This window comes from Ruegeria sp. CL5, from assembly GCF_056536485.1.
Window position 1 is genome coordinate 235,149 of sequence record NZ_JBQFPS010000005.1, and the last position, 14,328, is coordinate 249,476.

Genomic DNA, 14,328 nt, shown 5'->3' on the forward strand with positions numbered 1-14,328 from the left:
AGCAGCTCAAATTCACTGGAGATACACATGTCCAACACCGTTCGCATTCATCATTTCGCAAAATCAGGCCACGCACATCGCGCCTTGGCCTTTGCAAAACTCGCTGGGATTGCACATGATGCCGTTCCTGTTGATCTGGCCGCTGGCGCGCATAAATCACCTGAATTTCTTGCCATGAACCCAAATGGGCAAGTCCCGGTCCTAGAGGATGGCGAGGTTGTTGTGTCCGACTCGAACGCGATCCTTGTCTATCTTGCGCGGACCTATGCACCTGACTGGATGCCAACTGATCCGGTCGGAGAAGCCAATGTGCAGCGCTGGCTCACGTTGGCGGCTGGAGAGATTGCATTTGGGTCCTGTGCTGCACGGTTGATTACCGTCTTTGGCGCGCCGTTGGATCCAGAGTTCGCCGCCGCGACCGCAGAAAAAGCAATGCAAAAACTGGAACACGGGCTCACCGGCAGCGATTGGCTTGTGGGTGCACGGCCCACAATCGCCGATGTGGCGAGCTATTCCTATACGGCACACGCACCGGAAGGGAATGTCTCTCTCGAGCCCTACCCGAACATCCGCGCTTGGCTCGCTCGGTTCGAGGCGTTGCCTGGTTTTGAACCCATGCCGGCAACCGCTGTTGGTCTTGTTGCAGAGTGAAAGGGCAAACCCATGACGACCCAAGCCCAACGGCATCCTTTGCCACCGTTCTCAAAAGAAACCGCCTTTCAAAAGGTGCGCCTGGCTGAGGACGGCTGGAACGGCCAGGATCCGGCCAAGGTCGCGCTAGCCTATACGCCGGACAGCAAGTGGCGCAACCGGATCGAGTTTCCCCAAGGGCGCGATCAGATTGAGGAGTTCTTGACTCGGAAATGGGCCAGGGAACTGGACTACCGTCTGATCAAAGAGCTTTGGGCACATGACGGCAATCGCATCGCGGTCCGCTACGCCTATGAGTACCACGATGACAGCGGAAACTGGTTCCGGGCCTATGGCAATGAAAATTGGGAGTTCGACAAGGATGGCTACATGGAACGCCGGTTTGCCAGCATCAATGAACACCCCATCCAAGAGGCGGATCGAATGTTCCGCTGGCCGCAGGGGCGCCGTCCGGATGACCACCCCGGACTGAGCGATTTAGGGCTCTGACGCGGCGAACGTGAAAGGATCAAGCGATGGCACAGGTACATAAATCGCACAGAGGTGAGTTGATGCTGCGAGAGCGGCGTCACACTCCCAAAGAGCTGAGCGATGCGATTCCGCGCTACATCGACAGCGACATGCCGAAACAGCACGCGGATTTCTTAAAGGGTCTGTCCTATTTGCCGCTCGCAACGCTTGACCGTCAGGGGCGCCCATGGGTCAGCCTTCTGGTCACACAGTCAGACATCGATCCATCCATTGGCATTCAGGTAGCAGGCCGCAACACCACACATATAGTGGCGGAAACCAATCCGAATGACCCGTTTTTGCGCGCTGTAGACCAAGATCCCGCATCGCGCCTTGAGGCGCGGCTTTTTGCCGGGGTTGGGATCGACTTCGCCAATCGCCGACGAAACAAAATCGCGGGTTCCATACGTGCCGCAAGTGTCGAGGGCGGGGGGAAGATCAGGTTACAGCTCTTGTCTGATCAGCACCTGGGGAACTGCCCCAAGTATATCACCGTCCGTAACCTGGAGCACGACAAGCGCAATCCTGAAATTGTCCATGACAGCTTCGATGAGCACATATCTGCGTTGCCTGATGAGGCCAAATCCGTTGTGGCGCGTGCAAGTACTGTGTTTCTGGCGACAAAACACACAAGTGATGACACCGCTGCAGGTGTTCAGACCGATATGGGCGTCAACCATCGCGGTGGCGCGCCCGGCTTTACCCGCCTCTATGAAGAGGACGATGGGGCACAGGTCACGACCTATTTGGTGCTGCCCGATCATTCTGGCAATCGCTTCTACCAGTCGCTGGGCAATATCGAAACGGACCCGCAGGTTGGGCTGGTCTTTCCAGACTTTGCAACGGGCGGGATCCTCTACATCACGGGGGATGCCGAAAATCTGCTTGGGGATGACGCAGACGCGTTGATGCCGCGCTTGAGCCTGCTGACACGTATCAAGGTGACGGGCGCGGTTTTCGTGCGCGGAGGCCTGAACCTCAAGCTGGCATCACCAGAGCAGCTCTCCCCCTACAATCCGCCGGTCAAATACTTGCGCACAGAGTTGGAGCAGATGGGGCACGCAATCGAGGCACACGACGCCGCAATCCCATTGACCGCCAAGCTTGTCGCAACAAAACCCCTGTCCAGCACAATCAGTACCTTCGAATTCGCGCTGTCTAAACCAATCAAAGCCCCGTTGCCGGGCGGATTTGGCGTCTTTGGCTTCTCAGACCTCGTGGACGCCGGATATAGCCACATGAATGAGGCAAACCCTCAGCTTGTGAACGAGGACTACGTCCGCACATGGACGCTTTCCGGCGCGCCGAAGTTTGACAAAGAAAGCAACGCCTTTCGCACGACCAATCGGGTAAGTGTTACGGTCAAACGCAAACCAGGCGGTCTGATGTCCAATGTTCTGCACACCAACGCGGAAAAGCTGATCGCGCACAAACTTCCAGTTCAGTTCAAGGGCACCGGCGCGGGCTTTTCTTGTTTTTCCGAAGCGGCTGAGGGCAGCCGCCCAAACCTCCCAGCAAAGATGCTTTGGATCGCGGGCGGTGTTGGCATCACCCCATTTATGGCGATGTGGGACGGGATCAAACGAGTGGCAACGGCTTACCCGCAGCACCGGCCAATCGATATCGTGCTTCTGTTTTCCGGCCGGGACGATGACATCGCAGTTCTGCAGCACTTTGCGGAGCAAAAAGGCTCTGTTTCGGATCAGGTGACACTACGTATTGTCGCGTTTCAAAGCGCGGGCGAAAACCCATTGGCTGCGAAATCCGCACGCGATGGTTTGTACGCAACATTCATCGATCAGCCGCTCAAGCTTGAGGAGCGACGCATACATAGCGCAGACATTCAATCGGTCACGCATCTCGGAATGCGAGATGTGTATATGTGCGGTCCTGAAGCTATGATGACCTGCACGGACGCGGCACTCAACGAGTTGGGCATTGAGGAAACAAAACGTCATCGCGAGACATTTGTGTTTTGATAGGGTGAAAAAAACCTAATGATGACTTCGCAGGACAGGACCATCAACTCTGTGGTCGGGTGTAGGAAAGGCGTTCACCGACTCGAAACCGGACTCCTTAGTGCTGTCCCGGGCCAATGACCGCTAAGTAGGTTGCACTCGCAGAAACTGAACGCTTCGCTCAAGGTCCGGTTTAGGCCGTCTTCAACCCAACCGTTTCTTGAATCTTAGAGTGGCCGCCAACAATCCGAATACCGCAAACCCGATCATCCATAGAATCCCCCAACGTAACTCGTAGAGAGAAGCATCGCGCAAAACCACGCCGCGGATCATGTCCATAAAATGGGTTGCCGGCAGGACCTGAGCAATCATCTGGACGGGTTGTGGCATACCGTCGAAGGGGAACATGAAGCCCGACATCAGGATCGAGGGCAGCAGGACAAAGATTGTCATTTGCATCGACTGCAATTGGTTCTGCGCAAGCGTGGATATCACCAGCCCAAGCGACAGGCTGGCGATGATGAACAACAAGGTCACTACAAGCAAAGTGCCCAATCCGCCGTTTATCGGGACATCGAACAGGACGTGACCAAGGCCTAGGATAATTGCGACCTGTATCAAACCCAGAAAGATGTAGGGGATGATTTTGCCGACCATCAGCTCGATCGATTTGATCGGGGTGTTGATCAGCATCTCCATATTGCCGCGCTCGCGCTCGCGGACAATGGCGGCCGAGGTAAACAGGATCATCGTCATGGTTAGGATCACACCGACAAGGCCCGGCACGATATTCACCGCAGACCGCTGTTCGGGATTGAAGTAGAGCGTTACCTCGAAAGTGGGCACCTGCCGGTTTGGCGGCTGCTTTAGAAGTTCTGTCAGGGGCATTGTCCGAAGGGACTTGATCGCGCTGGCGACCATCGTGTCTGAACCATCTACGATCCAATGGGCAACAGGCCGGCTGCTGGTCCGGTCCGTTGCGTTGGGCAGCCCCAGCCCTACGGACGGGCTGCGGGCAAGGCGTTGGCTGACGTCTTGAGGAATGATCAGCGCGGCGCGCACGCGGGATTCGGTGATCGCGCGTTCCGCTTCTTGAGGGGTGGTCAGTTCTTCGGTGATGGTAACGACCTGTGTGGCCTGAACGATTTGCGCCAGCGTGCGAGACAGCTCGGTTCCGGATTCATCCACCAGCGCGACGGGCACGTGACGCAGGTTGGTGTTGATCGCGTAGCCAAACAACAGCAGTTGGATTAGCGGGATCATGATGACCATGGCGAAAGTCATCCGGTCCCGCCGCAGTTGCAACAGCTCTTTCTTAAGCACAGAGACTATGCGGCGCGCAGAGATCACGGTTCCTGCTCCCGTGTTGCACTGACGAAGACGTCTTCCAGATTTGGGCGTTGCGGCGTCAGCGACAGGTCCGGAAACCCAACAAGCCGCTTTTGCAGCATTTCCACAGGCTGAGGTTCGGACTTGTCGACAAGCACACGCAACCGCGAACCCACTTGTGCTGTCGAAAGCACCTTGGGCTTGTCGTCCAACGCGTGTTTGACCTTTCGCAGGTCGGGACCTTCAACTTCGACAACATCGGCCTGCAAATCATCCATCAACTGACGCGGAGGCCCGTCTGCCTTTTTGACCCCATGCTGCAGGATTGCCAGCCGGTGGCAGCGCTCTGCCTCGTCCATGAAATGGGTCGAGACGATCATTGTCGCGCCTTGATCGACCAAATCAAACAGTTGCTCCCAGAAGGTGCGGCGGGTTTCGGGATCAACGGCCGAGGTCGGTTCGTCCAGAAACAGCAGTTTCGGTCGGTGCATGACAGTGGCCGCAAGCGCCAGCTTTTGTCTTTGTCCGCCGCTCATACTGCCGCTGAGTTGATTGATGTTCGTTGTCAGATCGAAGGTCTGCAGTAACTCGTCAATCCGATCCTTAGCCGTTCTCACCGGAATGCCGTAAATCTCTGCCGCGAACCTGAGGTTTTCCAGCACCGTCAGGTCGCGGTAATACGAGAAGATCTGGGTCATGTACCCTATCTCATTTTTTAACGGCTCAGCCGCCTCGGGCATCGATCGGCCCAAAACCGAAATCGCCCCGCTGCTGGGGGTCAGTAGGCCGGTCAGCATGCGCATGGTCGTGGTCTTGCCGCAGCCATTAGGGCCGAGAAATCCGTAAATCTGGCCGGTTCGGATTTCGAGGTCCAGATTGTTGACGGCAGTATTGTCCCCGAACCTTCGGGTCAGACCCTTCGTCGAGACAACGACATCATTCATGGCATGGGGACCTGCACGGGCACTCCGGCGGGCAGGTCCGGCGTTGCAGTGGGCAGGTCAATCTCGGCCAAATAGACAAGCCGGGTTCGGTCATCCTGGTTCAATCCGTAATAGGGCGTGAAAGACGCGTCGTCGCTGATCCAGCGGATCACGCCGTCCAACGGATCGGTCAGCCCGTCAACGCGCACTTCCAGCGTATCGCCGGGTCTCAGATTGACGCGATGTGGCTCGGGAACGTAAACGCGCGCATAAGGGGTTTGGCCCGTGACCATCACGGCCACCGGGCTACCGGATGTTACTCGCTCACCCAAATTCCACGGTAGAGAATCCAGCACGCCGTCTCGGGTGGCCGTAACAGTCAAGTCGTCCAGCACAGTCTGTTCGGCGAAAACCAACGCTTCGGCCGCCCGTACGTTGGCTTCGGCAACCGCTAGGTCTTCGGGTCTGGTGCCGTTCTGCAGCTCTTTCAGCGATTCCTGAGCGCTGGCCAGTTCAGCCCGCGCGGAATCGCGCAGGGCCAGATCATTTGCCACCTGCGCCTCGGTCACGACCGAGTTCTCGACCAGTCTGGCATTTCGGTCGTAGATGGCTTCGGCGTCAGCCAGTCGCGCAACAGCGCCCGCGACTTTGGCTTCGGCTATCGCAATCTCCTCCTCACGCGGCCCCACCTGCAGTTTCAGATGCGTGGCCTGCGCCTTTTCCAGCTCAGCCTGCGCTAGTGCCAGCTTTGCGCTTTGCAGGGTGGGGTCAAGCTGAACCAGCATGTCGCCTGCCTTGACCACAGCTCCCTCTGCAACCGGTAAATCGACCACGATTTCGCTGGCCGTCGCGGTCAAGGCCACCCGTTCGCGCGCCAAAACACCCAAAGCAACGCTGGTATCGGACCCGGAGCACCGGTCCAGAAAGGCGGGCAGTATAGCCGCCAGTATCAAGGGTATCGGGATCATCAGATTCAACAGTGTTTCCCTCCGGTGCTTGGCCTTTGAACGCGCTGGATAATAGTCAAAGCATACAATCAGGAAATCTGATTTATGTATACGGCTCAACCGCTACACGTGGCAGCACTGGTTTATGCGGGCAGTCGTGCCATCCACTCCTCCAGTTTTACTCCGATCAGATGGGGGTTATCCTCCTGCAGAAAATGAATACCTTTCCCGATATCCACCACTTCTAGATTCTGGATGGTCTGAGGGCACCATTCGATCTCTTTAGGCCCGATGGTGCCTCCAGGCGTGGCATGGAACATTAGCATCGGGGTTTGCGTTTCTCCCAACCAATGGCTGTAGGCGCTGACGATCTCATGAACGTCCGAAGGTGCGTCGTCGATCGGTATTTCACAAGGCCACACCCGAACTGGCTTGCGACTTCGTGCTGTGGGAAAAGGCGCACGATATTGCGACATTTCTTTCGGGGCCAAATCACGCACGATGGCGCTTGGCAGAATTTTTTCGACGAACATATTCAGCCTCGAGATCATCATCCACCCCAGACCGGGCGTCCGCATCATGCGAAACCCGGCGCGGAAATCTGGCCCAGATCATTGGACGCACGACGCCTTCCATGAAGGCGATGCCGCGTATGTTCTCTTGATGCCGGTGCGCATGGTGGAACCCCAATTCGGAGCCCCAATCATGAATGACGAGCGTCACGTCCTTCAGTCCCAACGCCTTGATGAATCCGTCAACGTAGGGAACGTGGTCTACAAAGCGGTAGGGAATATCCGGCTTATCCGACTTGCCCATACCGATCAGATCCATTGCGATAGCGCGGTTCTGCCGGGCGGCATAGGGGACGATGTTGCGCCACAGATAAGACGAGGTCGGGTTGCCGTGCAGAAACAGAACCGGCGCGCCAGAGCCTTCGTCGACATAGTGGATACGCTGCCCGTTCACTTCGACAAATTTCGAGTCAAATGGGAAGTCGGGTGAGATCACCTGTTCAGCATTCATTGCGCTGCCCTCTCTGCATTGCGCGTTTCTTCAATCAAGTCCAGCGCTTAATCGTACCACGCGGGTCGGGACGCCCAGCCTACAATCGCGATGGTGGGGATGGATGGTGGGCGCGACAGGCTGCCAACAGGAACGACAAGAAACTTCCCGTTCTGTGTTCTAAAAAGGCAGGGTCGTCCCGCAGACACGGCAAAACACCCGGCGCACCTGAGAATTGGGCACGTCGAATGTGGCGAGCTTGTCTTGGCCGTCAAGTCATTCAATCCGCTCGGGCGTGGTGAACGCGTTTGTGACATGGGCCGATCCCGAGGTCTTTTGGCAAAAGCTGCAATAGCAGAGTTTGAAGGCGGCCATGTTGTCCTGCACCCGATAGCGCACTGCGCCGCAGATACATTGCCCCTCGATCTTGTTCGCGTGAGCCATCTGAGCGCTCATCTTAGCCGCTATACGCAAAATACGCGCGGACAGATGCGGTCAAGGTCAGCCCCATGCTGATGGTCGCGATGATAAATCCAATCACCGCCGTGGCCGGGATCGAGACCAAAAAATCAACGCCAATTGCTGTTCGGATACCGATCATGCTGCGCTTGAGTATGGAGGCAACGATGCAGGCAAAAGTCACCATGTAACCAAGCATTGTATAGAGCATCAGGTTGGCGACCTGCGGGTCGACCAGCTCTCCGACCTGTAGCCCGTAGAACTCGAACGCGGCGAAGAAGCCAAAGGCCAGCAGGATCTTCAACGCGTTCAGAATGAAGATCAAGCGCAGGGTGATGGGCTTTGAGGCCCCGATTGTTGGGTCTATGGCGGTCATATCAGGTCTGCGTTTCAGTTGGGCCAAGCGACGTTTGCAGCCGCGCGCCCACAATGCTATCCATGTGGATAGGACATGATTACTATCCACGTGGATAGAAAATGCAAGGAGAAATCTGTGGCGCGAAAACGCAAGACGGATCACGAACGTGCTGTAGCTGGTGCGCTCGACCTGTTTTGGCGGCGGGGGTACCATGGTGCCAGCACGCGGGAACTGGAGCATGAGACAGGGCTGACCCGGTTCACGCTGCAAACCACCTATGGTGGTAAACAAAAGTTTTTCTTAAAGACTCTGGATACTTACCTGGACAATGCCGAGGCTTGCCATTTTCCTGACCCGGACATCTATTCGCTGGATGATCTGGCCAATTGGTTCAGAGGCATAGCCTCTACCGACCGTATGCCAAAAATCGAGGATGCCGGTTGTCTTGCTTTTAATTCGATTAGTTCATTCGACCGCTCTGATCCCGAGGTTAACGCTCGAATCGAGCGGTACCTGACCGTACTGGAGGGGCGGTTTGCGGCGATACTGAGCCGAGTAAAGGCTGACGGGGCCATCCGTTCCGAGGTCAATCCGGACGAGGCCGCACGGGTGCTGATCGGTCTTTTGTTGGGTCTTCATACGATCATGAAAGCCCGAACCTCGGACCAGTTTCCACAGAGCTACGTTGAGGCGGCGGTCGGGCTGATTGAAGGATGGAAAAATCAGTGAGTTATCGAACATACAGGCGCGATGACCTCTTGCGGTGTAAGAAATGCGTGCCTGCAGCGAATGTCTGGATTGTGGGCTGCCACTGCAGCATTTCGGTTGGCTGTTGAGTGACCGCTTAGGGCCGTGCCGTGACTTATCTAGGTTTGCGAGAGCGCCCCTGAGGCGCATACGAAAAACCTACGGTGGCCGTGACGATTCAGAGTTTTCTCGGTCGACTCTGATAACCCACGATTAGCTTTTCGTCCTCAAGCAGATGCAGCGCCGTTTTCCAATCGATTTTGAATTCTCGCACCACCCTGATGATTATCTGGGTCTCTAGGTCCTGTTGACAAAAACTATGTTGTACCTTCCTAGATGACCGCCTTGACGTTGCGCGAAACACGATGACCCGCCAAACTTTCACCCATAAGATGCCATTGATAAAGGTACCAGAGCTAGCAGTCATGACGGTAGATCGAGCATTCAACGATAGATCACTGCACAAAAGTCCCGTTCAGCAATGTCCAATGGATTTTATCTAAGGACTTCCCTCCGAGAACTCAAAACCCGACATTTATGCGGGACACGGCGAATGTCTCGAAGGAGCCCAAAGCTGATGCATCCCAAAAGGTCTTAGTGACGAAAGCAGACGACGGAATTCTTTTTGCTATGGGTGTTGCCACACCACAGATGGAACATCCGTGGTGCGCTTCCATGGTCAGGCGAACGATACGCCGTTGTCCCTCATCGGCAGTTCTGCAATACGCACGTCAAGCTGTGCAACGGCATTGGCTAAGGCAGGCGCTGCCGGAGGCGTCCCAGGCTCCCCAATCCCCGTTGGAGCCTCGGCCGAAGGCATAATGTGCGTCATTATACTCTTGATATCGGAGATCCGCAGCGGTTCGTAGTCGGGGAAATTGAACTGTTCCACCGTTCCACCGTCAAGTGTAATCTGCTCGCGCATTGCGTGGCCAATTCCGTAACCGATCGCACCTTCCGTTTGGGCGCGAACAATGTCCGGGTTGACAGCGATGCCGCAATCCACGGCTGCGGTGACCTTTTCGATCTGAATACCGTCATCGAGGCTGCCGGAAATCTCTACTATCTCTGCCACGTAAGAGCCAAAGGATTTGTGAACGGCGATCCCTTGAACATTACCGGCGGCTGGCTGGCCCCAATTGCCTTTCTCAGCAACCAGTTTCAGTACGCCTGCCTTACGTACAGCGTTGTCGCCTCCGCCCTCAAGATACGCCAGGCGGAATTCGACCGGGTCGCGGCCCACAGCCTTGGCGGCCATGTCCATCATCACTTCCATCACATATGCTGTGTGCGTGTGACCCACAGAGCGCCACCACAGAACCGTCGTGGCCTTTTTAACATCCGTCAGGCCCACCGATATGTTCGGAATTGTGTAAGGATTGTCTGCAAGGCCTTCGACCGTAGAGTGGTCAATGCCGTCCTGAACAGCGAACGACTCGAAGGGAGTGCCTTTCATAATCGACTGACCGGCGACCTGATGCTCCCAGGCTGCGATATTGCCCTCGGCGTCCAGACCGACTCGCACCTTGTGACCCGTCGCAGGCCGGTAGTATCCGCCGCGGATGTCATCCTCTCGATCCCAGACCAGTTTCACAGGCCGCGAGCGATCTGTCATCACAAAAGCCAATGCGGCTTCTACCTGATAGTCGGCGTCAGGGGTTGCACGGCGCCCGAAGGAGCCTCCGGTCAGCATGGTGTTGATGTGGATCTTTTCCGGCGGCAATTGGAATATCTGCTGATAAGCCATATGCGGACCCGTCGGCATTTGCGCACCATCATGCAGGACGATGTCGCCTTCGGCCGTCTGCTCAATGGTACAGTTCAGCGGCTCCATCGGCGCATGGGCCAGTAGCGGGAAGTAAAACGTCTTTTCGACAATGGTCGCCGCGTTATCAACCGAAGCGCTGATCGTGCCCCGATCTACTTTGTTGACGTTGTAGACGGGCGCGGAATCAAGTGCGGCCATCACCTCGGCCCGGATCTCAGCCGAAGAGCGTGTCTCAGCCCCGGACATGTCCCAGTCCACTTCAACCGCGTTCCGCGCCTGAATGGCGGCCCAGGTGTTCTCTGCATAGACAGCGACCCCGTGGTTCGTGGGCAGGGGCATCGCCATGATGAAGCCCGTAACCACTTTCGCAGCGCTGTCGTCGAAGCCCGCGACCAGGCCACCACGCTGAGGCGTGCGCTTGATCATGACAACCATCTGGTTGGGCAAGTGCACGTCCATTCCGAATTTGGCTTGGCCGTTCACTTTGATGGGGCTGTCAACGCGGCGTGTGGCGTCGCTGCCAATGATCTTCCATTCGGAGGGATCGCGCAGGCGCGGGCTTTCGGACGGGGCAATGCCCGCCGCCACGGCAACGAAGTCGCCCAGTTGCGCGGAATTCCCGCCGCCAGTAACCAGGCCTGCCTGAATGTCCAACGTTGCGGCGTCTACTCCCCACACCTCAGCGGCCGCTTTGATCAACATCTCGCGCGCATTGGCGCCTGCCGTGCGGTACTGCATCCAGGAATTGGCCATAGCCGTTGAGCCGCCCGTGCCTTGGAACGGGCCAAACAACAGGTTGTTGTAGACTTCGGGGTTCGAGGGCGCGAATTCGAACCCGATCTGGTCCATAGTCACGCCCAGTTCCTCGGCAATCAAGGTCGACAAACCGGTGGCTGGCCCTTGCCCCTTTTCGAAGTGTTTGATGATGGCGACGACGTTGCCGTCGCTGTCGATCTTAACAAACGGATTCAAAATCGTATCGGCGCGTCCAGATGCGGCTGCAGCACCATCTGCTGTTGCTCCGATATAGAGGACGGTCGTGGCTGCTGCGGCGGTTTGGAGGAATCCCCGGCGGGAAATATTTGCAGTCATTTCTTTCAAGCCTCCAAAATCTCAGCCGCGCGCAGAACACCTGCACGGATGCGTTGGTAGGTAGCGCAGCGGCACGCGTTGCCATACATGTAATCGTCGACTTCTTCAGGGGTCGGATTGGCGTTCTCGCGCAAAAGACCAACGGCGTTCATGATCTGACCGGACTGGCAGTAGCCACACTGCACAACATCTAGTTCGAGCCAGGCTTGTTGCACGGCTGATCCAACCTTGTCATTTTCCATATCCTCGATTGTGGTGATCTCAGCGTCCTCAACATCCTCAATAAATGTTTGGCAGGAGCGCACTGGCTGACCGTCAATATGCACGGTACATGCTCCACAAGAGGCAACGCCACATCCGAATTTGGTTCCAGTCAGCTTGAGTTCGTCCCGGATCACCCAAAGCAGCGGCGTTCCGGGTTCGGCCTCGACCGTTCGCATCTGGCCATTCAGTTTTAGTGATATTGCCATGGCTATCTATCTTCCTTTTCGTCGGTGGACTGTTCGCGTTTGAAAACTTCGCTGTCTCTCAGTCAGGCCGTTCTTGTAGTCACCGGATCCTGCGCTCTTATTGCGCGTCATTTAGAGCCCCAATCGGTATGGTCATCCTTCTTTGTGTAGACTGGACTAGTCGTCACGAGACCGGTGCCCTCAACTGGATTGCAAACCTAGTTGTGTTTTCATCCCACCGATGAAGGCCTCGTCATCCAGGGCTTTTCGGCTGTTCAGAAGCTCAACCGCATCCGCGCCGGCGCGGTAGCGCAGAGTGTTTGTGCCATCGGTCACTGAGGCCCAGATGACGTCAGCCACAACACTCGGCGGAGACGCCCGTGACCTCATTTCCTCGCTACCCCAGGCAGCAAACAAAGCTTGAACTACTGGCTGGTACTCCGTCATTTCTTCATCGTTGACGAAGTCGAACGAGCGTCCACCAAATTCGGTCGCGATCATTCCAGGTTCAATGAGCTTCACTTTGACGCCCGCAGCTTCAAGCTCGTAGTGCAGGGCTTCGGAAATGCCTTCCACGGCAAACTTCGTACCGTGATACAACGTCCCAAGCGGAAAAGTCATCTGGCCACCAATCGAAGAGATATTGACGATCGTGCCTGACCGATTGGCACGCATATGCGGCAGAAGGGCCTTTGTCGTTTCCAGCAACCCGATTACATTGGTGTCGAACTGCCGGCGGATGCGGTCCATTGGAAACGCCTCAAGCGGACCATATGCGCCGTATCCTGCGTTGTTCATCAACACGTCGATCTTGTTGAATCTATCGATCCCGGCCGCCACGGCTGCTTCGATTGACGCAGCATCCGTCACATCGAGTCGTGTGACGAGAATGTTGTCTTTTCCCGTCAGATCCTCCTCCTTTTCCGGTGCACGCATTGTCGCAATTACGTTCCATCCGCGGTCGGCGAACAACTTTGCGGTTTCCTTACCTATGCCTGACGAAGCACCGGTAATCAAAATGGTCTGGGTCATGCGAGAGGATTCCTCATCTAATATTCCTCCCAGATAGCATCGTAGCCAATGAGCGCCGTGCCCGATCGTCCAAATGATCTGCCTATTTCTCCGGTCGCATAGCCTTTTGTGTTCCACACAGTTGCTAGGAGCCTATAATTCTTGAGCAAAGGAGATGCCCTAATGGTGCCAGAAACTCTGATCAACGAGGTTTTCAGTCATGTTGAAAATGCTGGGAGCCTTGGCACGGGATGTGAAACCGGCGTTGATGGACTTTATGCAATCGCGAACGTCGAAACCACAGAATGCGCGGCATCGTTTTATGAACCGATCATGTGCCTGGTACTTCAAGGTGCCAAGGAAGCTTACATGCGCGACCGCGTGGTTCGCTACGGAGCCGGCGACGCCTTGATTGTAAGCCACGCAGTTCCGGTGGAAGCGGCTGTGATCAAGGCAAGCCCTGACGCCCCCTATGCGGCGCTTGCGTTGCGGCTCGACTTTGCGCTCGCTCGTAGCCTCTATGATGAAATCGGCGGCGTTGATGAAGTGGACCACGACATACGCTCTTTGAATGTAGCGGCATCCGATACTGCACTAATAGACGCAATGGACCGTTTATTCCGACTATCCAAAGACCCGGTGGAAGCACATGCACTCGCTCCTCTGGTGTTAAAAGAGATCCATTTCAGACTTTTACGCGCTGAGCACGGTGGCACGTTGCGGCAATTATTGCTCCACGGCAGCCCGGCTACCCGGATCTCGAAAACGATTGCCATCATTCGCAACAACTTCAAAACAAACATTGCGGTTCCCGAGTTGGCATCGGAGTGCGGAATGAGTCTTTCTGCGTTCCATGAGCATTTCAAATCCGTGACCGCCACCACACCGTTGCAGTACCAAAAGGATCTCCGCCTTCTGGAAGCCAGGAGGTTGTTGTCGTCTAACGGCCTATCCGTCGCAGCCGCTGCATACGAGGTAGGCTACGAAAGCCCGACGCAATTTAGCCGAGAGTTTTCAAGAAAATTCGGTTTGTCTCCAATCGCTCAAAAACTCGAAGGGAGAGTTCTGGCGGAATAGCTCTAGCTTGTGTCGAAGCATTGGCTCATCACGCATTCGATGGCTGC

Annotated in this window: 15 protein-coding genes; 5 read left to right on the forward strand and 10 right to left on the reverse strand. The window is 56.0% G+C overall.

Annotated features, from left to right (window positions below):
* Nucleotides 1-27: 27 nt before the first annotated feature.
* The 3 genes from ACR0IU_RS11090 to ACR0IU_RS11100 are packed head-to-tail and all read left to right on the forward strand — an operon-like array spanning nucleotide 28 to nucleotide 3,140.
* Nucleotides 28-651, forward strand: coding sequence for a glutathione S-transferase family protein (locus ACR0IU_RS11090; RefSeq protein WP_480716283.1), 624 nt, complete (start codon nucleotides 28-30; stop codon nucleotides 649-651).
* Between the two features lie 12 nt (nucleotides 652-663).
* Nucleotides 664-1,140 carry a nuclear transport factor 2 family protein gene (locus tag ACR0IU_RS11095; protein WP_480716284.1) on the forward strand — a complete coding sequence of 159 codons (477 nt, stop codon included), beginning with the start codon at nucleotides 664-666 and terminating at the stop codon, nucleotides 1,138-1,140.
* A 26-nt stretch (nucleotides 1,141-1,166) separates the two neighbouring features.
* A complete protein-coding gene (locus ACR0IU_RS11100) occupies nucleotides 1,167-3,140 on the forward strand; it encodes a pyridoxamine 5'-phosphate oxidase family protein (RefSeq protein ID WP_480716285.1) in 1,974 nt (657 codons plus the stop codon).
* A gap of 183 nt (nucleotides 3,141-3,323) precedes the next feature.
* Here ACR0IU_RS11100 and ACR0IU_RS11105 read toward each other — a convergent pair whose 3' ends face one another.
* From ACR0IU_RS11105 to ACR0IU_RS11135, 7 genes are all read right to left on the reverse strand, one after another.
* On the reverse strand, nucleotides 3,324-4,469 hold the full coding sequence (locus ACR0IU_RS11105; RefSeq protein WP_480716286.1) for an ABC transporter permease: 1,146 nt from the start codon (nucleotides 4,467-4,469) through the stop codon (nucleotides 3,324-3,326).
* Entirely contained in the window at nucleotides 4,466-5,392 is a 927-nt protein-coding gene (locus tag ACR0IU_RS11110) for an ABC transporter ATP-binding protein (RefSeq protein ID WP_480716287.1), read from the reverse strand. Before ACR0IU_RS11110 ends, ACR0IU_RS11105 begins: the two co-directional genes overlap by 4 nt.
* Nucleotides 5,389-6,339, reverse strand: coding sequence for an HlyD family secretion protein (locus ACR0IU_RS11115; RefSeq protein ID WP_480716347.1), 951 nt, complete (start codon nucleotides 6,337-6,339; stop codon nucleotides 5,389-5,391). The genes ACR0IU_RS11110 and ACR0IU_RS11115 overlap by 4 nt, the downstream gene beginning before the upstream one ends.
* 122 nt (nucleotides 6,340-6,461) lie before the next feature.
* Nucleotides 6,462-6,851, reverse strand: coding sequence for a hypothetical protein (locus tag ACR0IU_RS11120; RefSeq protein ID WP_480716288.1), 390 nt, complete (start codon nucleotides 6,849-6,851; stop codon nucleotides 6,462-6,464).
* Nucleotides 6,811-7,341: an alpha/beta fold hydrolase gene (locus ACR0IU_RS11125; RefSeq protein ID WP_480716289.1), complete on the reverse strand. Its 531-nt coding sequence runs from the start codon at nucleotides 7,339-7,341 to the stop codon at nucleotides 6,811-6,813. Before ACR0IU_RS11125 ends, ACR0IU_RS11120 begins: the two co-directional genes overlap by 41 nt.
* Before the next feature lie 255 nt (nucleotides 7,342-7,596).
* Nucleotides 7,597-7,764 carry a GFA family protein gene (locus ACR0IU_RS11130; RefSeq protein WP_480716290.1) on the reverse strand — a complete coding sequence of 56 codons (168 nt, stop codon included), beginning with the start codon at nucleotides 7,762-7,764 and terminating at the stop codon, nucleotides 7,597-7,599.
* Nucleotides 7,765-7,777: 13 nt separating this feature from the next.
* Nucleotides 7,778-8,155: a hypothetical protein gene (locus ACR0IU_RS11135; protein WP_480716291.1), complete on the reverse strand. Its 378-nt coding sequence runs from the start codon at nucleotides 8,153-8,155 to the stop codon at nucleotides 7,778-7,780.
* 117 nt (nucleotides 8,156-8,272) lie between these two features.
* On the opposite strand from ACR0IU_RS11135, the gene ACR0IU_RS11140 reads away from it, so the two are divergent.
* Nucleotides 8,273-8,866, forward strand: a complete 594-nt coding sequence (locus ACR0IU_RS11140; protein WP_480716292.1) for a TetR/AcrR family transcriptional regulator — start codon at nucleotides 8,273-8,275, stop codon at nucleotides 8,864-8,866.
* A gap of 697 nt (nucleotides 8,867-9,563) precedes the next feature.
* Here the strand turns inward: ACR0IU_RS11140 and ACR0IU_RS11145 are convergent.
* The 3 genes from ACR0IU_RS11145 to ACR0IU_RS11155 form a co-directional block, all read right to left on the reverse strand.
* Complete coding sequence (locus ACR0IU_RS11145; protein WP_480716293.1) at nucleotides 9,564-11,744, reverse strand: xanthine dehydrogenase family protein molybdopterin-binding subunit; 2,181 nt, start codon at nucleotides 11,742-11,744, stop codon at nucleotides 9,564-9,566.
* Between the two features lie 5 nt (nucleotides 11,745-11,749).
* Nucleotides 11,750-12,214, reverse strand: coding sequence for a (2Fe-2S)-binding protein (locus ACR0IU_RS11150; protein ID WP_480716294.1), 465 nt, complete (start codon nucleotides 12,212-12,214; stop codon nucleotides 11,750-11,752).
* 180 nt (nucleotides 12,215-12,394) lie between these two features.
* Nucleotides 12,395-13,225: an SDR family oxidoreductase gene (locus ACR0IU_RS11155; protein ID WP_480716295.1), complete on the reverse strand. Its 831-nt coding sequence runs from the start codon at nucleotides 13,223-13,225 to the stop codon at nucleotides 12,395-12,397.
* A gap of 141 nt (nucleotides 13,226-13,366) precedes the next feature.
* Between ACR0IU_RS11155 and ACR0IU_RS11160 the strand changes: the two genes are divergently transcribed.
* A complete protein-coding gene (locus tag ACR0IU_RS11160) occupies nucleotides 13,367-14,281 on the forward strand; it encodes an AraC family transcriptional regulator (protein WP_480716296.1) in 915 nt (304 codons plus the stop codon).
* The last annotated feature ends 47 nt before the right edge of the window (nucleotides 14,282-14,328 follow it).

Excerpts from the sequence above, each read along its gene's own strand:
- ACR0IU_RS11090 (WP_480716283.1), top strand. The coding sequence starts at position 28 with ATGTCCAACACCGTTCGCATTCATCATTTCGCAAAATCAGGCCACGCA.
- ACR0IU_RS11095 (WP_480716284.1), top strand. The coding sequence starts at position 664 with ATGACGACCCAAGCCCAACGGCATCCTTTGCCACCGTTCTCAAAAGAA.
- ACR0IU_RS11100 (WP_480716285.1), top strand. The coding sequence starts at position 1,167 with ATGGCACAGGTACATAAATCGCACAGAGGTGAGTTGATGCTGCGAGAG.
- ACR0IU_RS11110 (WP_480716287.1), bottom strand. The coding sequence starts at position 5,392 with ATGAATGATGTCGTTGTCTCGACGAAGGGTCTGACCCGAAGGTTCGGG.
- ACR0IU_RS11115 (WP_480716347.1), bottom strand. The coding sequence starts at position 6,339 with ATGATCCCGATACCCTTGATACTGGCGGCTATACTGCCCGCCTTTCTG.
- ACR0IU_RS11120 (WP_480716288.1), bottom strand. The coding sequence starts at position 6,851 with ATGTTCGTCGAAAAAATTCTGCCAAGCGCCATCGTGCGTGATTTGGCC.
- ACR0IU_RS11125 (WP_480716289.1), bottom strand. The coding sequence starts at position 7,341 with ATGAATGCTGAACAGGTGATCTCACCCGACTTCCCATTTGACTCGAAA.
- ACR0IU_RS11130 (WP_480716290.1), bottom strand. The coding sequence starts at position 7,764 with ATGGCTCACGCGAACAAGATCGAGGGGCAATGTATCTGCGGCGCAGTG.
- ACR0IU_RS11135 (WP_480716291.1), bottom strand. The coding sequence starts at position 8,155 with ATGACCGCCATAGACCCAACAATCGGGGCCTCAAAGCCCATCACCCTG.
- ACR0IU_RS11145 (WP_480716293.1), bottom strand. The coding sequence starts at position 11,744 with ATGACTGCAAATATTTCCCGCCGGGGATTCCTCCAAACCGCCGCAGCA.
- ACR0IU_RS11150 (WP_480716294.1), bottom strand. The coding sequence starts at position 12,214 with ATGGCAATATCACTAAAACTGAATGGCCAGATGCGAACGGTCGAGGCC.
- ACR0IU_RS11155 (WP_480716295.1), bottom strand. The coding sequence starts at position 13,225 with ATGACCCAGACCATTTTGATTACCGGTGCTTCGTCAGGCATAGGTAAG.